The organism is Bradyrhizobium sp. CCGUVB23 (genome assembly GCF_024199885.1).
Classification (GTDB): Bacteria; Pseudomonadota; Alphaproteobacteria; order Rhizobiales; family Xanthobacteraceae; genus Bradyrhizobium.
On the sequence record NZ_JANADQ010000002.1, the window covers coordinates 94,904 to 118,779 of the forward strand.

Genomic DNA, 23,876 nt, shown 5'->3' on the forward strand with positions numbered 1-23,876 from the left:
GGGCATTTCTGCAATAATACCCGCTAAGGGAAAGCGAAGTTGTTTGGATTGAAACGGTTAGCGCGGATCGGCCTGAAGCGTTCGAGGGGTCGGTCAATTTCGTTCCAGAGATAGTCGCCGGTGAGTGCGATATGAGCCCAGGGAAGCGGTGCGACCTGGGAGAGCAGCTCGGCGGGAATATCGATGCCCTGGGTGCGGACATAATCGACAGCGCGGCTGAGATAGACGGTGTTCCACAGGATAATGGCGTTGACGACGAGGTTGAGACCTGACGCCCGATAGGCCATGGTTTCCGCCACGCGGTTGCGCAGCTCGCCAAGCTGGTGGAGGAAGACCGCCCGGGCAAGGGCGTGACGGCTTTCACCCTTGTTGAGGATGGCATGCGATCTGCGCCGGAGCTTGGTGTCGAGCAACCAGTCGCAGATGAAGATCGAGCGTTCAATCCGGCCCATTTCACGCAGCGCCTGATTGAGCCGGTTTTGCCGAGGCGATGCGGCAAGCTTCTTGAGGATGACGGACGGCGGCACCAGGCCGGCGCCGATCGATGCCTTCAGCCGCAAGACCTCATCCCAGTGCTGCTCGATGACATCCATGTTGACGGTTCCCGCGATCAGCGCCCCGAGCGGCTCGTACGCCGGGTCGGGATCGATGACGAAGAGCCTGCGATTGCCGAGATTGCGGATACGGGGAATGAGCCTATAGCCGAAGCCGTGGAACATAGCGAATGTCGTTTCGGTCGCGCCGGCGGTATCGATTGCATGCTCATGGATTTCGACCGAGCTCTCGTTGTGAAGGAGGCCGTCGAGCACGTAGGGCGCTTCGCTCTCGGACGCCTGGATCATCCGGGAGAAAAAGGAGGCGAAACGATTGGACAGGAAGCCATAGACCGAGGCACCTGGTCTTTTGCCGTATTTTGCATTGTATTCGAGCTGGCTTCACCGCGCCCGCCTGCCGGAAAGAACTGCCCGTCCGAGGAGGAGATATGACCGTCGCCCCAGACCTCGGCGAACGGATGGGCTTGCTGCGCATCGACCAGCACGGCAGTCGCCGTGGCGTAGGTTTCTGATCGTAGATGCCGATCCACCATTAGCATCATCTGGTGGATTGTGACGCCGCGTGAGCTTTCCGCCATGCGTTCAGCACCGGCATTGGTGGCGTCGGCAAGGATAGCGGCCATCAGTGCTGCCTCATCGTTCGCCATCTCGCCGGTGCGATAGTGTGTGAAGCTGTCAAGGAACCTGGTCCAGCTGTGGACCTCAGCAAGCAGGCTGGTGATCCTGATCCGGGGCACGAGGATATAAAGACGCCGGCTGAGCGCGACGATCCTGTCACGCTCCTCCTCGCGGATCGGGGAGACCGACAAACCCTTGTCGGAAATAGCCGCATCTGGAATGGCGTTGGCGGCCGCCGCCCTTGCCAGCTCTTTGAGTTTCGCGTCGAGTGTGGCGGTTCGTTCAGCTCGCCATTCGGCAAAGCTGTCAGGGATGGCAAGCCCGAGCCGCCCTTCGGCGCGCATCAGGGCGAAGATCGGTCGAGGCAGAAGATAATCCTCGAAACTGCGCCATGCTCGGCTGCCATCAACCCATATGTCGCCGGCCCGCAGGCGCTCCCGCAGGTGAACGAGCACCGCCACTTCCCAGGCCCGCAGGTCGATGGTGACACCGTCCGAGCGCACACGTCGCCGCCACTTGCGGGTCATGAACGCGAACGGCACCTGCGCGGGTAGTTTCCTGCCACTGTAGAGCGCACGCAGATGATCCACTGCCCTCAAAACCGGATCATCGGGACGAAACGACCGGAAAGAGAACGCGCCGAACATGAGCCTGCCCAGCTTTCGCAGCGATTTGTGCCGCTCTATGAGCTCATCGAATTCGTCGCTGCGATCGGGGCGCACAACGGACCTGGCTGCCGCCATGCTGGCGGTCAATCCGTCCCAGCCGAGTGAGACTGCAATTGCGGATGCGAGATCGGTGTTGCTCTCACGGGCGGCCAGAAGCGCCTCGCCGAGCTTGAGATGATCGAGCGCCACCCCATCAAGAATCTCGGCTTCTTTCAGCCGGCGTTCTGTGCGGCTCAGTTCAGCCTTGCGACGGGTGCTGCCGATCAGTTTGCAGAACATGTCGATCGCAAGGTCGGTGATTGCCGCCTGCCTCTCGATGACGAACGCCGTCAGCGTGGCGTAGCGGCGCTCGGATGTCAGGCGTCGTATCTCACGGGCATGCAGAATGCGGGCGTCCCGGGCGATGATGCCATAGCGGTTGGCATGGATCGTTTTACGCCGCTCATCGGAAATCGCCGCCGAACGCAGAACCTCAAGCCGGGCAATCAGGCCCTTGAGGTTTTTCAGTTTCGTCCCCTCCGGCGCTTCCGCAATCCAGCCGAGATGGCTCCGATCGCCGGACCGATCGATGAGAAGCTGATCAAGCGCCTCGATGGACGGTTGCTCCATGCCCCGGATCAAGCCGCGATAAGCCTGTCGTCGCGCTGCCGCCCGGCCCGCCATCGCCAGACGTATCAGCAGTTCCGGCACAGGAACGAGCAGCTTCCTGTCCTTCAGGGCTTCGATCACGGCCTTGGTGATCGGCTCGCCTTGTTCGGTCGCGGCGGCATCGCGTGCCGCCGCGGTGATCAGGGATCGATAATCGCTCGCCCGGACGGGCTGGAGATCCAGTGCGACGACAATCTCCCGCGTATGTTCTCGACGGGTTTCCTCCCGCTGGGCATAGAGTGCGAACACCGCAGCGTCGATGCCCAGCTGGTCGGCGACAACGGAGACGACCGCCTGAGGCGGAACTTCCCCAGCGCGGAGCGGACGACCGAGATCACGCACCAGGGCGAGTTGGATGGCAAAACCCAGACGATTATGCGATCGGCGATGCGCCCTGGCGAAAGCGATGTCCTCAGCGGACAGCGCATAGCGCGCAAGCGCCTCTTCATAAACGTCGGGTGGGTCGAACAGAACGGTACGCGACTGCGCGTCGAGGAAGGCCATCGGTCACACCCGCTCTCAAACTGGGGGAGCAGGCTCATCTTCTTTGCCCGGTCCGGTCCATCCGGTTCGCCGCAATGTGTCGATGAGCGTCGAGCGCGGCACCTTGAATGTCCGACACACCGACGCCTTGCTGGCGCCGGCTTCCAGCGCCGCCAGAATCTGCTCGACCTTTTCGGTGTCGATCGTCGGTGGCCTGCCGCCCTTGCGACCGCGCCGGCCTGCCGCCGCCAGACCAGCGTTGACCCGCTCCGTGATCAGCACTCTCTCGTATTCGGCAAGCGTGCCAAACAGGTTGAACAGGAATGCGCCGTGCGAATTCGTCGTGTCGATCGCTTCCGTCAACGAGCGGAAGGCGACCCCGCGTATCTTCAGATCCTCAACGATCCGGATCAGGTGGGAGAGTGACTGGCCCAGACGGTCGAGCTTCCAAACGACCAGCACGTCACCTTCGCACAATTCTGCAAGGCAAGCCTTCAGCCCCGGCCGATCGTCGCGCGCGCCCGAAGCGCGATCCTGATGCAGGTGACGCTGATCGACCCCGGCCGCGAGCAGGGCGTCGCGCTGCAAGGCAACCGACTGCCGCTCATCACTGCTCGATACCCGCATGTAACCAATCAACATGCACGACAAACCTCAAATTCCGAGTTGCCGCACAGTCTTACATTCCGACAGGGTTTGTCGCGTAAATAATTGCCCGGTCACCCCGTCGATTTCGACGCGCAAAAATCTCCTAGCGGGTATTATTGCAGAGATTCCCACGGAGCCCCTGCCAAGGCGTCGGCGTCAACCCCGCGTAAGCGGCAACTTGACGACGATTGTCAAAATGGCGAAACAACCCTTCAGACCACAAAACGGCGGCGAACTCGGTGCCGACGCCCTTGAGGTCGAGCAGCATCGCGACAGGTTCCGGCGTTGCTGCAGCAGATTGTGCCGCAGCGATGAGCGCATCGCGCTCGTCCTCAACCGCTTTGATCTGTTTTAGCAAGAGCTCGAGCCGATCGATCTCCCGGCAGAGCTGCGCCTTCATATGCGCTGGCAGCATACGTCCATCGCCAGTTTGCAGATCGGCAAGCCGCTGTCGTCGATCCTTGCGCAGCGGCTCATAATTGGCGATCCCCTGCGAGAATAATAGACCTTTGATGCGATTGACGTGTGCGATACGTTCGATGATCAGAGCCTTGCGCTCGCGAGTGATCCTGCGTCTGTCCTCTTCCTCAGGCAAAGGAACTCGCGCCATGGAGCACACGCGCGGCTCTCCTCGCTTGTATGCCATTAGGGTCCGCAACAACGCCTCCCCATCGATACGATCGGTCTTTGCTCGCCTGGATCGGCGCGACGTCGCAATTGAGGCCGGATCCACGACGTGACTTTCAATAGCTTCCTTCTCAAGGACCCGGTGAATCCAGAAGCCGTCCAGGCCGGCCTCTTGAATGGCCACGATCGGATAGGCTTGTCCGGTCCTGGCACGACTTTTCTCGCGCAGCTTCGAAAATAACGCGAACAATCCCGAAACGTCGCCAGCCGACATCGAATATTTTGACATCTTCTCGCCGCTTCCCGGCGACAACGACGTGATCAACCAGGTCGAGCGACTGAGCTCCAAGGAAACGAAAATTGCGCTAAGATCAGTGCGGATGGTAGTCGGTTGTTCGGATCGTGCGGCCATAAGCATGGTCCCTCAGCATGTGTGTTATTGGCAACCACATTCTGCACCAAAAATGCCGGCTACCATCCACCCATGGGATCTCGATACGCCGCCTCTCTCAACCCGTCATCACCCAGTTTCGGCCATAGCTCTATCACCAGGGGCTGTTCGTACGGGATGCAATGCCGCGCTTCAGGATTTGACCTGACCGCAGGGCCCTCGCGGCGCGCACCGGCGGCCGTCACAGGATCGTGCAGCAACTCATCGTTCGTTGATATTCTCCTGCGCGTGCTCGATCAGCGCGGGACGGCGCCTGTGGTTGAGCCCCTTTACTGCCGTCCAGCTGATCGGCGAGGTGCGCCAGCCGGTCCCGGCCCAACCGGGACAGCGCGAGCGCTACGACTACGAGTATCGCCGCAACGGCACCGCCAATCTCTTTGTCACCTTCGATCCACATCGGGGCTGGCGCAACGTCAAGGTCACCGACCGCCGCGCCGCCGTGGACTACGCCCACTGTATGCGTGATCTCGTCGACGTCCATTATCCCGACGCCGCCTGCATCCGTGTCGTGCAGGACAATTTGTCGATCCACAAGCCTGGGGCGCTGTATGAGGCCTTCGCGCCCGCCGAGGCCCGGCGCATCCTGCGCCGCCTCGAATTCCACTTCACCCCGAAGCACGCCAGTTGGCTCAATATGGTCGAGTGCGAGATCAGCGTGCTACAGCGCCAGTGTCTCGGCCGCCGCATCGACGATCCCAAAAGGCTCCGAAACGAGATCGCAGCATGGCAAAAGAGGCGGAATAAAACCCGAGCCCTCATCAAATGGATGTTCACAACAGATAAAGCCCGCGCCAAACTACGTCGTCCTCTCAGCCGTCGGCCACAACTTGCGCCGCCTCGGCCGCGCCTATCCCAAAGAGTCAACATCACTGTGATGAACTACTAGCCCGCGCGTGGGAGCAGACAGCTGGTTTGCCTGGGTCAGGTTGCGGTCAGCTAGGCAGGGTATCCTCGCCTGTAGAGCTTGCGCGGCACGAGCTCAACAGCGTGCAATTTGCCGATAGGAGAGCGAATCTGATGTATGGCAGAATCGTTGGGGCATCCGACCAGTCCACAAGCGCGAGCCACGCTGATGAATGGGGAGAGGAAGGAGAGAGCTCCCGCTTTTCGGAAGCGGTGGCGGGTATGGAGCCAGGTGAGTCATCATCAACGACGCGATACACTCTCGCTTCCAATCCTCCCGTCATAGAGATTGACCGATCTTCCTTCATGGAAGGAGTGAGGAGATATTTGGGTAGCGACATCAGGCACATCGCCGCTAACCCGCAAGAGTACTCGAATTTCGTATCCGAGAAAGCAGAGCGCGCAGCAATGGTTGCTGGAGGCTATACCAGCACTTACGATGACCCGAATATAAAGGCGAAATTTTACAGCTATCAGTTGGGTGACGAAAGTGTCGGGCTTCTAAGAGCAGGAGGCGCAGCCACGATCAAAGGAGAACGTTTTCTGCGACGGTATGGGCGTAACGATATCACGTCCGTGGTAGACCTTCGCATTACTCATCCGCAGGTCGCGAACGCGGGCGATATTCTGCTGGAACATCAATTGCGAATGGATGGCGACTATCCGCTGGTCTTGTCACGTCCTGCCTTAGAAGGCATGGAGCCCCGTCTGACGGAAATGGGTTTTGACCACTTCGGCCGCAATTACTGGGTGCTTGATCCTCACGAGCATCCCGAGGTGTGGACGAAGAACGACAACGACCAGTGGCAGCGAGTAGACAAGCCTACAAAGTATCTTTCCAATGCAGATGGCAATGATACCGGGAGATTCGAGACGGCATCCTCTGACGATGATCCTGCGTTCTACTTGGAGCGCTACATGGCAGGACTGTCTATGGAGCACTCCGATTCGGAATGACGAGACCTGCCTGGAAATGACTGATCACGCGTCATTGCTGGCGCAAAAGTCTTAACCACAGAAGGGAGCGCATGCCCGCAGCACGCGCTCCCTTCTGTGCGCCTGGATGTCGGCCTTGCAATTCGTTGCCGGAACTCGCCGGACGTCATGCTTCGCCGAATAAACAGGGCCTCGATACGTCTGCACCCAATCCAGCAGTGGAGGTACGCATCCGAGCAATCTGTGTTTCGGCGTGGGGTCTCGACCATGATCGGCGTAGGGGTCCCGTCATCTCAAATCAATGAAATCAACGGCCTGAAAGGGTCTCGACGACGCCGATGGGGGTCAATGTTCGATCAGCATTCACAACCAGACTTGAACGGAGAGCCGTATGCGCTGAAAGGTGCCCGTACGGTTCGGGGAGGAGAAGCGCTTATGCGCTTCTTACTCCATTCGCGACCTGGACCGGCTTCGTTTACGTCGCCTTCGTCATCGACGCCTATGCCCGCAGGATCGTGGGCTGGCGGGCTTCGCGTACGGCGCACGCAGGCTTCGTGCTCGATGCGTTGGAGCAGGCCCTGCATGATCGACGGCCGGTCCACCGCGGCGGGCTCGTGCACCACAGCGACAGGGTCCGCCCAATACGTCTCGATCAAATACACCGAGCGCCTGGCCGAAGCCGGCGTGGAGCCTTCGGTCGGCAGTGTCGGAGATTCCTATGACAACGCCCTCGCCGAAACCATCAACGGTCTCTACAAGGCTGAGGTGATCCACCGACGCGGGCCGTGGCGCAGCTTCGAGGCGGTCGAGTTCGCGACCCTGGAATGGGTCGATTGGTTCAACAACCGAAGGCTTCTGGAGCCCATCGGCAACATACCGCCGGCCGAAGCCGAGCAACGCTACTACGCTATGCTGGAACAACCCGCCATGGCGGCGTAACTTAAACCAAATGGCCTCCGGCAAACCCGGGGCGGTTCACCAGATCCCTGACCACCCTTTGCTCGAGTTTCGACAACTCCGCCTTGTACCTGGCCAGATCCGATTGAGCACGAAAGAACTTCGCTTTGAGCTCTTCTCGTAGCCTTAGTGCTTCTCGAAAAGTCGATGACTCCAGCATCAATAATGCGCACGTCTGCTCTCTTTTTCGGTTTCGGCCCAAGCACACAAGGGGCTCTTGAGGGGGCTTGAATCGCACGTAGCGTTGAATTGTACGATCTCGAAATCGGGACGACGTCTCTCGCGCAGAAGCTTTCAACGAGTAACAAAAATGGCGAACGCTCCACTTAATAGGATTGCAGTCGAACCAATACGGCCCGGCATAGTCCCTGGTGCTTGTCGAAATTCGCCAGAAACCGGCGCCAATGTAGGACAGGAGCTCGCCTGCGCTTCGCTGCCACGCTGGATAGTGGGTCCGCATCGGGTGCCGTCGCGAACCAGAGCGGAAGGAGGATGCTCTCAGTGAAGCGGTTTGCTTTACAAGAAGCCAACCGAGCAGAACCTCTATGGAAAAGATAACCGGAACAAATGCGACGTCACGTTTGCGGTATGGACTGCCAAGATGGATGGCTTGCCATCACCTCGCTGTCGAGCTCAGCGAAACAGCGAGACTCGCGTTCCCAATGGCGCTGACTCAGCTCGGGCAAATCGCGATGATGACGACCGATCTTGCGTTCATTGGACGGATCGGCGCCGAAGCGATGGCAGCGGCAGTGCTGGCGGGCACAGTCTTGTCCATCAGCCTCACCTTCGCCTCAGGCGTGGTGTCAGCAGTGGCGCCGCTTTCGGCTCAGGCTTTTGGCGCAGCCAATCCGGCTCTGGTAGCACGCTGCCTACGTACGGGATTCTGGGCGGCGCTCCTACTGTGGATGCCAATGATGGCCTTTCCGCTGTATGGCGAAGAACTTCTGCTTGCACTCAGCTCCCCTCCGGAAACGGCTCGGCTTGCGCAGCAATATTTGTTTGGGCTCGCCTGGGGCGCGCTGCCAGCCATGTGGTTCTCCGCCGTCCGTAGTTTCATGGCTGCGATTAACCGGCCCGAGCCAGCCTTGTGGATCACGCTGGTGGCAATTCCCATCAATGCGCTGTTGGTCTTTCTCTTGGTCTGCGGCCAGCTTGGGCTGCCACAGCTCGGACTGTTAGGAGTGGGTCTTGCGACGACGATGGTGAACTGCGCGACGTTTTTGACCGCCTTGTGGTTCGTCACCAAGCGTCGACCTTTCCATGACTACCACGTGCTTGCAGATCTCTGGCGCCTCGATTGGCCCCTGATGCGGCAGCTGTTTGGGGTCGGGACGCCGATCTCCATGGCCATTCTGATCGAGTCTGGATTTTTTTCTGCTTCGGCCTTCCTGGTAGGCGCGACCAGCACCACTGCGCTTGCAGCCCACCAGATCGCCGTCCAGGTTGCCACGATTTTGCTCATGATTCCCTTCGGCATCAGCATGGCGGCGACCGTGCGGGTGGGACACGCTGCAGGCCGCAATGACGTCTCTGCCGTTAAGCGCGCGGGTCTGGTCGCGATGTTGTTCGGTGTCGCAATCACTGCAGTTGTGACCCTTGCGGTGATCGCGGCCCGTTTTGAGATCGCTGAGTTATTTTTGGGCGAATCGTCCATAAATGCCGGCGCGACGATTGGACTCGCTGCAGAGCTGCTTTTGGTCGGCGCAAGCTTTTTTGTTACCGACGCCGTGCAGAGCATCGCTGCGGGCAGCCTTCACGGATTGAAGGACACGCGCGTGCCGCTTCTGTTCGCTGGCATCGCTTATTGGCTGGTCGGCCTTTCCCTCAGCTACCTGCTCGGTTTGAAAATGGGCCTCGGCGCAATCGGTATTTGGATTGGCTTATCAATCGGGACGGCCGTCTACGCGGCGCTCCTTGTCATGCGTTTGTGGCGGCTGACGAGCAGACTCGTTTTCACAAGCGATGCTTGAGCGCATACGATCGCGGCCGGTTCGGGTTCGAACGGATTTTGCAGCGGTTTGCGCCGGCTGGCGCGGCGGGCCGAAGGTCAGGGCGCTCGACACCACCATCAACGCATTCTTGGAAAAGTGGATGCCCCGCGGCTCAAATGTTATGAGACCTAGGACATGTTGCTGGCGAGGAAAGCGGCCTTTTCAAGCAAAGTGAGTCCTCGTTCGATCAGGCAGTTGAGACCTCGATCTCGGGCAGCGACTGCTTCCACGATTAATCTCGCGCTAAGACATAGACGCGGAGCAGCCACGGCCGTTCCCTCCAACTCGCCACAGAGAACCGGCTGCCCCAATTCGCAGCGCGAAGCCAATGTCTTGGACTTCTCCGGCAAGCCCTCTGCCGTGACCAGGGTTTCCCTCATCTGCATGTAGACTTTGTTGACCTCTTTGGCAGGCAGCGGCTTTCGTCCTGCTCCCTGATCGCTTCGAAACAAAAGGAAAGGAAAGATCGTCGGCATCCGATCCCACGGCTCTCCGGCCACCGAGGGAAAGCGATGCAAGCCCGGTTGTTCTAGCAGATCAAAATGACAGGCCTCGCCGAGCCAGGAGCCAATCGCATCGCGAAAAGATTGGACGACCTTTCCAACATCCTGGTCTGGAATAGCGCAGAAGGCGCGCAATTCCGCGAGGGCAGCCTCCCAGCGCAAAAGCAGTCCAAAGTTACTGACATGGTCAAGTGAGCGGACGCCAGGCCAATGTTGTGGCCATTCCGCGCGTGCGCTAGTCTCACTGAGCGAGAAATTCACGGGGTGCTTCATCAAGCGGCACGCAGCCGCCGCTGGAATCAGTAACATCCCGGAAAATGCGGGACCGCCCACAAACTTGGACCCAGTGATGACCACAAGACAATCCGCGGTGAGATAGCTCTGTAACGTGCTTGCCGCCAAACGGAACTGAGCTGCATCGACAAGAATTTCGATGGCATCAGGCCAGCGACGCTTTAGATCTAGCACCCGAGTGGGACTCGGAGCCAACACTCCAGTTTTCGAAAGGTCGGTCAGCACGACTAGAATACGATCGTACCGCGTCACAGCCCTTGATACCATCGCTTCGAGTTCATCATCAATGGTCGCAATCGATCGGAGCCTGCAGTCTTTGGTGCGAATCGCGATCATTTCAACATCAATGGAGTTGCGGAGGTTACCTGTTGCACCCGAAGCATCCTGGGCTGCGTACTGAGGATGCATAGCTCCAGTCAAAGCGTCCGCGACACCGCTCCCGGTCTCCGATGATTGAACCATAATTGCCAACATCTTTGCCGCAGGGCTTCCGGCCACTAGTTTCGCGGCGAGCATGTGAGCGTCCGTCGCAGACCGACACACAATGGCCTCAACTCTGGAAACTTGTCTTAGGCCGTAGAGATCAAGGAATTCGTTGCGTATCCTGGAGATCTCCGCCAAATAGATTTCTGCTACGTTATCGCCATGCAAGGTCGCCAACAGCCTGCTTCGGATCTGCTCAGCCGCAAAATATCCAGCTTCAGAGATCGTGGACGCCGTCGCAGAACCAAATGCAAGCAGGCCGCTGTCGGGGCTAGGTTGGCACCCGTATTTATTGGTCACTCCCCTCGGGTCAAGTTGAATCCGCTCATCGCCCCCCTCAGTCAACAATTCGTTAGTTGGCGGAAGATAAGAGCCAGCGTGGAAGAGCCGCGTCATGATTCCATATCCGAACGTTTATTGTTGCAGAGGTAGGTTGTTGGCGAGCTATTTAAGGCCGTGGACAAGGATCGTGCCAGAACTCGGCGATTTTCCGGAACACTCATCATCGTCATGTGATTGCCTGGAATGGGTACGACATGAATGGCTTCAGCATTCAAAACTTGGTCCCAGCCCCGCATGGGCGAACTTGCCTCTCGATCCATTGAGCTCTCGGCTTGTCGGGCCCGACGACTGAGGAGAGGCTCAGTGGCATAAAACTGATGTACTTTGACTGACAGAGCTGGCATTTGATACAACTGCAACGCCCGTTGGAATTGGGCAATTTTTTCGTACATGAGATAGTCACTATGGAAATCGCGACTTAGAGGCATCGCTCCAACTTGTTGCGCTTTTTCGAGCAATTGGGCGATTGAACCTTCTCCAGCAAAGCCCTCCAGGACTTTAAAGCGCTCATCATCCAATGACTCCAAAGGGTCCAACACCATCTCCAGTACTATTTGAGCTTGCGACATGCTCAATGGGTTTGCAGGTAGCGTAACATCGATGAAAGCCATGAATGAGACGGTTTCATCGATGCTTAGCAAGCGCTGGGCAATTGCGTAAGCCAAGATGGCTCCCGAGGAATACCCGGCGAAACGATACGGGCCTTTCGGCTGAATCTCTTTAATCACCGAGATTACTTGCGCGGCTATCGCTTCAAGAGTTGGTGGATACAGTTCGTCGAAAGACGGCCATGGCAGAGCATAAACAGGACAGTCTATGTCCATTTCTTGCGCCAAGCTAAGCTCGACTTTGGCCGATTTATGCGGCGTAGGCGAGCGCATTCTCCATCCGGCGCCAGATATGGCGCGGAATTTCTATGCTGTCACGGCGCGGCCGGGACATGAAAGAAATCTGATGAGCCCATATTTGGCGTCGAACGGCGGCGATCGCATCGCTAAAGGTCAGGGTGGCTTTTGGATACCAAGCTGCGGTTCTGGGCTTCAGCTTTCGTGCCTTGGCGAGGTCGTGGGTCCATAGAGTGATGATGGAGTAGAGGCCGAGCAAAATCGGGGTGGAGCGCAGAATGGCTTTGTCCGACCACTGGCGCTGGGTCTCGACACCGAGGTGAGCGCGAACTTCCTCGAAGGTGACTTCGACCTGCCAGCGACTGACGAACCAAGCGAGGATGTCGCGGGGATGAGCGTTGAGATCGGTCGCCAGGAAAGCCTGTGGGTCGAGTTCGCCGGTTGGGTCGCGGACGAGCAGCCAGCGGATCGGCACCGGCGGAACACCGCCGCGATACCACAGCGCAGTGCCGGTTGCGATCTCGACGGTGCGATTGGTTCGGCCGTACCAGAGACTGACCCGATAACGCGTCCAGGACACGTTGCGATCCTTGAGGATGGCAGAGAGTTTTTTGTGGGGCTTGCCTCGAATTGGAGGGCGGCCACGAGCTTTGCGCTTTGGTCGGGGAAATTCGAACAGGTTGGCATCGAGGCGCAGGCGGGTGACGACGCAGACGTGCTTGCGGACTGCGGCAAGGAATTCGATGGCCGCAAAGGCGCTGTCGGCGACCAGTACGATATATCGATCGGGCAACCAGCGGCGGATTTGCCGGGCGGCCTGGCGGGCCCAATCGAGCAGCGTCTTGGGCGAGCGCGATTTGCCGTCATAGAAGCGTTTGGAGGGGGCGAGCAGCGTGAGGAAAGGCAGCGCCATGACGCGATCGGCCCACGGCACGCGCACCAGCAACATGGCAGAAAGCCAGCGCAGGCCGCTGGCTTTGACGAAGTGCCCCTTGGAGGAGCGCACCGGATCGCGATAGATGCCGCGGGCGCTGATCTTGGGCCCCCAGCGCCGCTCAATGGTGTCATCGAGCCCGATCACCACCGCCTCGCCGGCCGGCACGAAGACCTTGATCAGCAGGAGCAGCAGGTGGCCTGCCGCGGCCCGCGACGACCACGCCACTCGGTTGAGGACGCGATGGAAAGTACAGAAATCGCGATCGCGCTCCCGCCCTAAGATGCGCAGCGCCGCCGTGACAGTGCGCCGGCCGGGCGCCAGGATAACGCCGGCGAGCAGCGTCAGAACATTCAGCCAAGTGGGGCGTGTGAACAGATCGGTGAAGACGGCAAGCCGGGCCACAAAACGCGGCGGCAGCGGATCGCAAGAGCGGGGGAGAAGGCGGGCATGTTGCATCCCATCGGTAGAATCGGCACGATGAATCGCAGCAACCTCGTCCAGCTGCGACAAATTGAGTCGGCAAACCGATTCATCCTGGCCCGCGCGGCACCCATCGAGCACATTGAGCGCTATGGCAAAATCCGACCCAACGCTTGCCCAGATTGCTGCTCAGTTCACGCATCACGACATAGAAAAGAGCAGTGGCGGTTATTTAGTTATCAACCGTCGGACTTCAAATCCGGTCGCACGGCTGCGCCCCATTCCAGATACCGATCGCTTCGAGCTCTTCTACTGGTCGAACGTGAAGGGGCGCTGGACGACCTTTGGCAATATGGGGCGCATGAAACTCATGCTCACGAGCGCTCATGAAATCGTCGAGAACGATCCGATGTTCAGGGTTCCGCGTACAAGATGAACAAGTGTAAAATTGGCCAAAGTCAAGCTAAGGACATATGAATAATCTCCCAGACCTGTCGGAACAAAGAAAAGTGGGGGTTGCGATCCCATCACACGAACGGATAGCACTCCGGCTGGGTGACGGTGCGGGTCTAACTCTACTCTCGCCGCAAGTTCCTTCAGACTAGGAGTCTGGAAGAGATCCGCGGCGCTAAACTGCAGACCAAGATCTCGCGCTCGGCTCAACAACCGCACGGCCAGGAGCGAGTGGCCGCCCAGCTCGAAGAAGTTGTCGTGCCGGCCGACCCGCTCCAGCCCCAGAAGCTCCGCCCAGATCTGCGCCAGCGCCGTCTCAATCTCGCCCCGCGGCGCCTCATAGGTGCGACGCGCATACGCATCATCCTCCGGAGCCGGCAGCGCCTTGCGGTCCAGCTTGCCGTTCACCGTCAGCGGCAGCACCGCAAGCCGCACGAACGCGGACGGCACCATGTACTCCGGCAGCCGCGCACCGAGATGCGTGCGCAACGTGCCGGCAAGCTCGGCCGCCTCAGCTTCGCCGGCATCCTCGTCAGCCGTCACCACATAGGCGACCAGGCGCTTCTCGCCAGAGCGATCCTCGCGCGCCACCACCGCCGCCTCGCGCACCGATGCGTGCTCAACAAGCCGCGCCGCAATCTCGCCCGGCTCGATCCGGAAGCCGCGGATCTTCACCTGGTCGTCGCTGCGGCCCAAAAACTCCAGATTGCCGTCCGGCAGATACCGCGCAAGGTCGCCGGTCCGGTACAGCCGGTCGCCTTCCACAAAGGGACTGGCGATGAACCGCTCCGCCGTCAGCGCGGGACGGTTCAGGTAGCCGCGCGCGACCCCCGCTCCGCCAATGTAGAGTTCGCCCACCGCCCCGAACGGAACAGGCGCTCCATGACCATCCAGCAGATACACCTGCGTGTTCGCGATCGGCCGGCCGATCGTCTCGACGACAGCGTCCCCCCTTGGCATGCAGATCCAGGTTGAGTACGTCGTCGTCTCGGAAGGAGCATACAGATTACAAATCTTCTGGACGTGGCTGCTCTCGAAGGCCATCTCTACGAGGTCCGCCTTCAACCGTTCACCGCACGAATTGATGATGCTTGTCGAAGCCGGTACTGCTTTTTTGTCGACCAGAGAGGCGATCGCCGAGGGCACTGTGTTGATCATGGAGACATCCAAAGGCCTCTCCGCCAGCGCCAGTGCATTCTCGACAAGGTAGAGCGTGCTTCCTTGCGAAAGCGGAACGAAGCATTCATAGACAGACAGATCAAAACTGATCGAGGTGGAGAACAGCATGCGGCTGATCTCTGAGGGGGCGAACACTCCGCCGCTCCAATGCAGCAGGTTCACGGCGCTCTTATGCTCGACCATGACGCCCTTTGGCATGCCGGTTGAGCCTGAGGTGTAGATCACATAGGCGAGGTGGCGTGAGCTGAGGCCGAGTGCGCGCGGGTCCGGATCGGAGGCCGGCAGGTTTGCCCACACCGGCATTGCCGTGTCGAGGGCCACCACGTTCACATCGGCCAGCGCCGCGGCGCCCAGCGCGGATCGTCCCGCCGCATCGGCCAGCAGCAGAGGCGGCGCCGCATCGTTTAGAACCTGCTTGAGCCGCGCACTCGGATAGGTCGGGTCCAGCGGCAGATACGCACCACCCGCCTTGAGGATTGCCAAAAGCCCCACCACCATCGCCACGCTGCGCTGCAGGCAGATCGCAACCGGCTGGTCCGGCTTCACCCCGCGCGCGATCAGGTGATGCGCCAGGCGGTTGGCCCGCGCATTGAGCTCGCCATAGCTTACGCGCTCGTCCTCATGGACCACCGCCACCGCATCCGGCGTCTTGGCGACCTGCGCTTCGAACAGCTCGTGGATGCACCGCTCCGACGGATACGCCGCCGCCGTCCGGTTCAGCTCCTCCAGCAAGTACGCGCGTTCGTCGGCCGGCAGGATGTCGATGCGGCCGACCGGCTGCCCGGCATCGGCAACCATCGCCCGCAGCAGCGCCAGCAGATAACCACGCTGCCGCTCGATCGTCGCTTCATCGAACAGCGCCGTGGCATAATCAAACCTTCCGGTTATGACCTCATCACATTCGCCTAGACTCAGCTCCAGATCGAACTTGACCTGATCGAGCCCTTCCCCGGCAGCCTCCACGCTCAGCCCGGCAAGGTCGAACGACCTGACGGCGTTGTTCTGCCAGGCCAACATCACCTGGAACAATGGTGTGTGATCCAGACGACGCGGCGGCTGCACGATCTCCACCACCTGCTCAAATGGCAGGTCCTGATGCTCCTGCGCAGCCAGTGCCGTGCGCCGCGTCCGCTCCAGAAGCTGCAACACGCTCGGCTCCCCCGACAGGTCGAGGCGAACCGCCAGGGTGTTGACGAAGAAGCCGATCAACCCTTCAATCTCGCCCCGGCCCCGATTGGCGCTCGGCACGCCAATGACGATGTCGTCCTGCCCCGACAGACGCGACAGCACCGCGGCCCATGCCGCCAGCACCGTCATGAACAACGTCGTGCCATGCTGCCGGCTCAGCCGCCTCAAGTCCCGCGTCAGATCCGCATCGATGACAACAGGAACACTGGCCCCGGCAAACGACTGCTCGGCCGGCCGCGGACGGTCCGTCGGCAACGCAAGACGCGCCGGTGCGCCCGACAGGGCATTGCGCCAATACTGCGCCTGGTTCGAGAGCCGCTCGCCCGACAGCCACTGTCGCTGCCAGGCGGCATAGTCCGGATACTGGATCGCAAGCGGCGGCAACGGATCGTCCTCTCCGGCCACAAACGCCCGGTACAGCTGACTGAGCTCACGCACCAACACGCCCAGCGACCAGCCGTCCGAGACAATATGATGCTGCGTCAGCAGGAAGACGTGCTCCTCATCCGACATCCGGATCAGCCGGCCGCGGATCAGTGGGCCACGTGCCAGATCGAACGGCGCGCGCGCCTCTTCATGGCACAGATCAGACAGCGCAGCCTCCGCATCTACCCTGTCGCGCAGATCGTGCTGCAGCACCGGAAGCGGCATATCCGGCGGCAAAACCTCAACCCTGGGCCTGCCCTCGTCGGCGACAAAAATACTGCGCAGCGCCTCATGACGCGCCAGCAAACAGTCAAGGCTGCGCTGCCAGGCGCTGCGGTCGAGCACACCTTCCAGCCGCCACGCCAGCGGAACGTGATAGTGCGTGCCGGTCTCATCCAGCTGCGCCAAGAACCACAGCCGCTGCTGCGCAAAGGACAGCACAAGCGGCTCTTCGCGCGACACAGCCACAATGGCCGGCAGCTCTTGTGGACCGGAGCGGCTCAACTCATCCACGATGCTCTCGGCCAGATCGGCCAGCACCGGTTTGGCAAACAGCGTCGTTAGCGGCAGGGCGAGGCCAACAGCTTGCGAGACCCGGCTCAACAACCGCACGGCCAGGAGCGAGTGGCCGCCCAGCTCGAAGAAGTTGTCGTGCCGGCCGACCCGCTCCAGCCCCAGAAGCTCCGCCCAGATCTGCGCCAGCGCCGTCTCAATCTCGCCCCGCGGCGCCTCATAGGTGCGACGCGCATACGCATCATCCTCCGGAGCCGGCAGCGCCTTGCGGTCCAGCTTGCCGTTCACCGTCAGCGGCAGCACCGCAAGCCGCACGAACGCGGACGGCACCATGTACTCCGGCAGCCGCGCACCGAGATGCGTGCGCAACGTGCCGGCAAGCTCGGCCGCCTCAGCTTCGCCGGCATCCTCGTCAGCCGTCACCACATAGGCGACCAGGCGCTTCTCGCCAGAGCGATCCTCGCGCGCCACCACCGCCGCCTCGCGCACCGATGCGTGCTCAACAAGCCGCGCCGCAATCTCGCCCGGCTCGATCCGGAAGCCGCGGATCTTCACCTGGTCGTCGCTGCGGCCCAAAAACTCCAGATTGCCGTCCGGCAGATACCGCGCAAGGTCGCCGGTCCGGTACAGCCGGTCGCCTTCCACAAAGGGACTGGCGATGAACCGCTCCGCCGTCAGCGCGGGACGGTTCAGGTAGCCGCGCGCGACCCCCGCTCCGCCAATGTAGAGTTCGCCCACCGCCCCGAACGGAACAGGCGCTCCATGACCATCCAGCAGATACACCTGCGCGTTCGCGATCGGACGCCCAATCGGGACGTTCGTCGCGAGAGTTAATTCTGTCGCAATGTCATGGAAGATGCAGCCGACAACGGTTTCGGTTGGGCCGTATTCGTTGACCATCCTGGCGATGGGCTGGATCCGGCGCCACAACTCCACTGTCGAATGCGACAGCGCTTCACCGCCGATGATAAACGTTCCAACTTGACTGGCGGCGGTGTCCGCCAGCATCTGTTGCCCAAGAGCATCCAGATGGTTCGGGGTGATGTTGATCAGCCCGCACTCCGAGCTGATCTTTGCTTTTAGCCCCTCAACCTCATCGCCCTCCGTTAGAAGATCTGCATAGCCGCCGTGAATGAGAGGTGCAAACAGGCTGTTTATTGTCGCATCGAATGCGACAGGCGAAGAGACCACGGAGGATGATCTGGGCGCGTAAGCATGGCAGGCCCAGCACAGGTAATTGACCATCCCCCGATGCTCGACCATGACGCCCTTGGGCGATCCTGTTGAGCCTGAGGTGTAGATCACATAGGCGAGGTGGCGTGAGCTGAGGCCGAGTGCGCGCGGGTCCGGATCGGAGGCCGGCAGGTTTGCCCACACCGGCATTGCCGTGTCGAGGGCCACCACGTTCACATCGGCCAGCGCCGCGGCGCCCAGCGCGGATCGTCCCGCCGCATCGGCCAGCAGCAGAGGCGGCGCCGCATCGTTTAGAACCTGCTTGAGCCGCGCCGACGGATAGGCCGGGTCCAGCGGCAGATACGCACCACCCGCCTTGAGGATTGCCAAAAGCCCCACCACCATCGCCACGCTGCGCTGCAGGCAGATCGCAACCGGCTGGTCCGGCTTCACCCCGCGCGCGATCAGGTGATGCGCCAGGCGGTTGGCCCGCGCATTGAGCTCGCCATAGCTTACGCGCTCGTCCTCATGGACCACCGCCACCGCATCCGGCGTCTTGGCGACCTGCGCTTCGAACAGCTCGTGGATGCACCGCTCCGACGGATACGCCGCCGCCGTCCGGTTCAGCTCCTCCAGCAAATAGCTGCGTTCGTCGGCCGGCAGGATGTCCAGCTCCCGCACCGGCATGTTCGGCGTCCGCTCCAGCGCCTCAGCCAGCTGCGCAAGCGCGCGCTGCATGTAGCCGCAGACCCGGTCCGGACATACCGGCTCCGCCGCGTCCGCCGTCAGCCCCAGCGCTTCGCCAAAATCCTCCACCGACAACGTCAGCGGATAATTGGTGCGTTCCTCCCCGCTCAACCATTCCATGCCCGAGAGCACATCATCCGGTTCGGCGATCGCCGCCGGCGTATTGTGGCGGTAGTTCAACAGCGCGCTGAACAGCGGTGCCGGTGTCGCAACGCGGCTGCAGCGCTGTGCCAGCGCCAGCGAGGCATGTTCGTGTGCCAATAGTTCAGCCAGCCGGCGATGCGTGGTCCGAACGCTCGCCTCGACCCCGGTCCCGTCCAAGTCCAACCGCAGCGGCAGGGTGTTCATGAACAGGCCCATCGCGCGGTCGGCGCCGGCGCCGCCCTGCATGCGGCCGAACAGCACCGTGCCGAACACCACCTGCTCGCGCCCGCTGCTGCGCGCCACCACCTGGCCCCACGCCAGATGGCACAGGCTCGCCAGGCTCACGCCCAGCCGCCGCGCCTGCGCCCGCAACCGATCGTTGAGCTCTTGCGGCAGCATCCGGCGCGCCTCGCCGACCCCACTGCCGTCGCCGCGCACCTCGCTCAAGCCGAACGGCGTGGTCGGCGCGTCGATGTCGGCGAGCCACGAGCGGAAGAACTCTTCATGCGCCTTTGCATCAACGCCCAGGCGCGTCTGCGCCACCAGGTTGCGGAACGGCTGCGGTGCTCTCAGCTCATGCTCGCGTCCGTCAAGCGCGGCCTGCACCTCGGCATGCATCACTTCCGAGGTCGTGTGATCCCCGATCAAATGATGCTGCAGCTGAAGCAGCAGCCAGCGCCCGCTGCTGGGCTCGCGCGCGATCACAAACCGCAACAAGGGCGCCAGCCCTAGATCGATGCGGTGCTGGCGCGGATCAAACCGGCGCCTGAGCTGCTCGGGGCCAGGACCAGCGGACGCATCCAGCTCAACCTCGGTCACCTCCAGCGGCGCGTTCCGCCACACCACCTGGGCCGGGCCCGACAGGCCCTCCCAGACAAACGACGTGCGCAGAATGTCGTGCCGGTCCACAACCCGCTGAACTGCGGCCAGATAGCGCTCCAGCAAGCCACGGTGGGCAAAGGCCATCTGCGAGACCAACAGGTACGGATCGCCGCGGCTCGCCAACAGATGATGGAACAGGATGCCGTCCTGCAGCGGCGACAAGGCATAAATATCCTGGACGTTATTGAGACCACCGGGCACCGTGGCGACGATCCGGTCGATCTCGCCCTGCGCCAGCTCAATCAGCGGCAGCATCTGCGGCGTGATCGCCGTGCTTCTCTCCGTGATCAGGTTGGCCGGGACTGTCACCTCATGATGACTGCCAAGGCTCACCGCCAGATCCGCCAGCACCGGCTTGGCAAACAAGGTCCGCACCTCGATCCCAAGCGACAGCCGTCGCAGACGCTCCATCAGCTGCACGGCCAGGAGCGAGTGGCCGCCCAGCTCGAAGAAGTTGTCGTGCCGGCCGACCCGCTCCAGCCCCAGAAGCTCCGCCCAGATCTGCGCCAGCGCCGTCTCAATCTCGCCCCGCGGCGCCTCATAGGTGCGACGCGCATACGCATCATCCTCCGGAGCCGGCAGCGCCTTGCGGTCCAGCTTGCCGTTCACCGTCAGCGGCAGCACCGCAAGCCGCACGAACGCGGACGGCACCATGTACTCCGGCAGCCGCGCACCGAGATGCGTGCGCAACGTGCCGGCAAGCTCGGCCGCCTCAGCTTCGCCGGCATCCTCGTCAGCCGTCACCACATAGGCGACCAGGCGCTTCTCGCCAGAGCGATCCTCGCGCGCCACCACCGCCGCCTCGCGCACCGATGCGTGCTCAACAAGCCGCGCCGCAATCTCGCCCGGCTCGATCCGGAAGCCGCGGATCTTCACCTGGTCGTCGCTGCGGCCCAAAAACTCCAGATTGCCGTCCGGCAGATACCGCGCAAGGTCGCCGGTCCGGTACAGCCGGTCGCCTTCCACAAAGGGACTGGCGATGAACCGCTCCGCCGTCAGCGCGGGACGGTTCAGGTAGCCGCGCGCGACCCCCGCTCCGCCAATGTAGAGTTCGCCCACCGCCCCGAACGGAACAGGCGCTCCATGACCATCCAGCAGATACACCTGCGCGTTCGCGATCGGACGCCCAATCGGGATCGAGTTCAATCTCTCAACAGCCTGAGATATTTCGAAAGTGGTACATCCAACCGTTGCTTCTGTCGGGCCAAAATGATTGATCAGGCGCACGTTCGGAAAGCGCTTTTGCCAAAATAGTATATCTGCTGGGATTAAGGCCTCGCCACCCACCATCAGTGCTCTTGTCGGAGCAGGTCCTTCGTAACCATCAAGCCGCTTATTCAGCATGCTCAAATGTGATGGCGTCAGCTTAATCAAATCATAGATCTGACCATCCTCGACAGCAGCAAGCGAATCTATCTGAGCAATCGGCTTTACAAGATGAAGCTTAGCGCCTGCCAATAGAGGCCCAAATAGAGTCGTGACGATTCCATCAAAGCTCAACGAATGCAGCAGGAGCGATCCGTTCAAAGCACGCTTGTAATAACTGTGATCTGACCATTGCAAATAATTGACCATCCCCCGATGCTCGATCATGACGCCCTTGGGCGATCCTGTTGATCCGGAGGTGTAGATCACATAGGCGAGATGGCGTGAGCTCAGGCCGAGTGCGCGCGGGTCCGGATCGGAGGCCGGCAGGTTTGCCCACACCGGCATTGCCGTGTCGAGAGCCACCACGTTCACATCGGCCAGCGCCGCGGCGCCCAGCGCGGATCGTCCCGCCGCATCGGCCAGCAGCAGAGGCGGCGCCGCATCGTTTAGAACCTGCTTGAGCCGCGCCGACGGATAGGTCGGGTCCAGCGGCAGATACGCACCACCCGCCTTGAGGATTGCCAAAAGCCCCACCACCATCGCCACGCTGCGCTGCAGGCAGATCGCAACCGGCTGGTCCGGCTTCACCCCGCGCGCGATCAGGTGATGCGCCAGGCGGTTGGCCCGCGCATTGAGCTCGCCATAGCTTACGCGCTCGTCCTCATGGACCACCGCCACCGCATCCGGCGTCTTGGCGACCTGCGCTTCGAACAGCTCGTGGATGCACCGCTCCGACGGATACGCCGCCGCCGTCCGGTTCAGCTCCTCCAGCAAGTACGCGCGCTCATCGGCCGACAGCAGCTCAATCCGCCCAACCGGCTGCTGCGCATCCACGACGACAGCACACAATAACGTTTGCAAATGCCGCGTAATGCGATCAACCTGCTCAGGCTCCACACGACTTTCATCAAAGTTCCATCGAAAGCGCCCATCCAGAGCGCAAACCTCAAATGTTAGAAAATCACCCGCTGGAGCCGTCTCAGAACTCGGCCTCGACGCTCGATCATGAGGGGCAGAACGGCTGTCCGTCCTGACAGAAATGCCAATCGGCCAGGGGCGGCGCGATCGTAGCGCCTCCGCACTCTGCAATGTTGGGCAGCGCGCGATAAGGTCCCGCGCAAAGCTATCGCACCTCTTCAGCTGAGCGCATTCGGCGGCAACTGCCCTGCACACCTCTGCAAAACCATGACTAAGATCGATAGTAATTTCCATCGGCACGACGGAAGCGACAAGCGCCTCCACCGCATTCAACCCGGCTCGCGCTTCATTCGCTGCAGGAGTCCACCCCAATTGGAGCTCTGATTCGCCGATGATACGGGCGAGATAGATGAGCCAAGCACTCAACAGGTGTTCCGCGCGTTCCATTGGCGACAACTCGGTCAACGCACTTGGAATGAGCCATGAAGTCGTCTGCCGTCTCGGGTGAGCCTCAGCTTCTGAAGACGACAGATAAGGAAGCTGCAATAACTTAAACTGCTCAAGTCGCTGTCGCCAAAACTTCTCCCAAGGCGCCAACATTTCGTGGGCGACAGTTATGCTCCGCGCTTGCCCATCGCTCAAAATCGGGAGGCGATCGCCTATGTTCAGATTGGAGTGCCTCGCAAGTGCCCGCGCGTCGAAAGCCTGACCATCTGAGCTGCTAAAGCAAACCTCAACATCCTCTGTACCTGTCGCCACCCGCCAATGGCTGGAGTGGATTTCAACCAGGGAGCCGGCCGGAAAGCACGAGCGTCCAGCCAGCACTTCCAAGCATTTGACTACGACAACGTCATCGCCAAGCAGAGCCTTCGGCAGGCACAACGGATTTGTATGATACGACCCAAAGTCTAGCGCGCGTGTTACTGCTGATAGCTCTTGGGCGGAGCGATCCCATCGCAGACAGCCCGCAGCATCCGGGCGTCGATTCCTCTGAAAATAGGTTCTCTCCCCTAGCACCTGCGGACGGGCGTTGAACCCCCCGTTCGTTAACCCAGTCAGGAGCTCGCGGAAGCCCTCGACAGCTGCTTCATAACATTTGAGATTCAGGGTCAAGGCGGTATCGCTGCGCGCAATCAAGACCCGGCGTTGAATGACCAGATCACCCGTATCGACCCCCTCGTCGAGGCGATGCCACGTGATGGCGTATTCAGTCTCTTGAGACAACAGCGCCCAAGACGTCGCATGAACTCCCGCATATCGCGGCAAGGGACCGTCGTGGTAATTGAAAGCGCCTTGACGCGCTCGCCCAAACACTTCCGCTGGCAGTATGAATGGATTTGCAACGGAAAATATCCACTCCACCGATTCCGTATTCAGGAACGCGGAGAGCTCTTCAACACTCGCCACGCACAAGACGTTGGTGCGCGCCGCCCAATCGCTGAATATAGGGTCGGCACACAATACTGCGCGGATGACGTACCCCATCTCGATTGCTATCTGAGCGCAGCCGATAGCTAGCGTACCACTACCGACAAAGACCACAGAGTGAAATGGACCCCGGTTTTGGGACCAGA

The 23,876-nt window shown here is 60.9% G+C and carries 7 protein-coding genes and 5 pseudogenes; 5 read left to right on the forward strand and 7 right to left on the reverse strand.

Translation table 11 applies throughout. The features are described 5' to 3' along the window. Nucleotides 1-23: 23 nt before the first annotated feature. From NLN62_RS48515 to NLN62_RS48525, 3 genes and pseudogenes are all read right to left on the reverse strand, one after another. Nucleotides 24-2,992, reverse strand: a pseudogene (locus NLN62_RS48515) (Tn3 family transposase). A 15-nt stretch (nt 2,993-3,007) separates the two neighbouring features. Beyond that, nucleotides 3,008-3,613, reverse strand: coding sequence for a recombinase family protein (locus NLN62_RS48520; RefSeq protein WP_254106652.1), 606 nt, complete (start codon nt 3,611-3,613; stop codon nt 3,008-3,010). 145 nt (nt 3,614-3,758) lie between these two features. Next, a pseudogene (locus tag NLN62_RS48525) lies at nt 3,759-4,658 on the reverse strand (IS110 family transposase); the annotation flags it as partial. 319 nt (nt 4,659-4,977) lie between these two features. On the opposite strand from NLN62_RS48525, the pseudogene NLN62_RS48530 reads away from it, so the two are divergent. The 4 genes and pseudogenes from NLN62_RS48530 to NLN62_RS48545 all read left to right on the forward strand — a co-directional run. After that, nucleotides 4,978-5,583 (forward strand): annotated as a pseudogene (locus NLN62_RS48530) (IS630 family transposase); the annotation flags it as partial. 131 nt (nt 5,584-5,714) lie between these two features. After that, the gene (locus NLN62_RS48535; protein ID WP_254113943.1) at nt 5,715-6,557 is read left to right on the forward strand and encodes a host specificity protein; all 843 of its coding nucleotides are present in this window, start codon (nt 5,715-5,717) and stop codon (nt 6,555-6,557) included. Between the two features lie 425 nt (nt 6,558-6,982). Then, nucleotides 6,983-7,475 (forward strand): annotated as a pseudogene (locus NLN62_RS48540) (DDE-type integrase/transposase/recombinase); the annotation flags it as partial. A 563-nt stretch (nt 7,476-8,038) separates the two neighbouring features. Beyond that, the gene (locus NLN62_RS48545; protein WP_371933155.1) at nt 8,039-9,466 is read left to right on the forward strand and encodes an MATE family efflux transporter; all 1,428 of its coding nucleotides are present in this window, start codon (nt 8,039-8,041) and stop codon (nt 9,464-9,466) included. Nucleotides 9,467-9,615: 149 nt separating this feature from the next. Here NLN62_RS48545 and NLN62_RS48550 read toward each other — a convergent pair whose 3' ends face one another. From NLN62_RS48550 to NLN62_RS48560, 3 genes are read right to left on the reverse strand one after another with little or no spacing between them, the layout of a single operon-like run. Continuing rightward, complete coding sequence (locus NLN62_RS48550) at nt 9,616-11,163, reverse strand: hypothetical protein (RefSeq protein ID WP_254113944.1); 1,548 nt, start codon at nt 11,161-11,163, stop codon at nt 9,616-9,618. Next, nucleotides 11,160-11,990, reverse strand: coding sequence for a thioesterase domain-containing protein (locus NLN62_RS48555; RefSeq protein ID WP_254113945.1), 831 nt, complete (start codon nt 11,988-11,990; stop codon nt 11,160-11,162). Before NLN62_RS48555 ends, NLN62_RS48550 begins: the two co-directional genes overlap by 4 nt. Continuing rightward, complete coding sequence (locus tag NLN62_RS48560) at nt 11,968-13,293, reverse strand: transposase (RefSeq protein ID WP_254107167.1); 1,326 nt, start codon at nt 13,291-13,293, stop codon at nt 11,968-11,970. The genes NLN62_RS48555 and NLN62_RS48560 overlap by 23 nt, the downstream gene beginning before the upstream one ends. A 169-nt stretch (nt 13,294-13,462) precedes the next feature. Between NLN62_RS48560 and NLN62_RS48565 the strand changes: the two genes are divergently transcribed. Next, nucleotides 13,463-13,747 carry a hypothetical protein gene (locus NLN62_RS48565; RefSeq protein WP_254113946.1) on the forward strand — a complete coding sequence of 95 codons (285 nt, stop codon included), beginning with the start codon at nt 13,463-13,465 and terminating at the stop codon, nt 13,745-13,747. Here the strand turns inward: NLN62_RS48565 and NLN62_RS48570 are convergent. Continuing rightward, nucleotides 13,696-23,847 (reverse strand): annotated as a pseudogene (locus NLN62_RS48570) (amino acid adenylation domain-containing protein); the annotation flags it as partial. The gene NLN62_RS48565 and the pseudogene NLN62_RS48570 overlap by 52 nt on opposite strands. Nucleotides 23,848-23,876 lie beyond the last annotated feature (29 nt).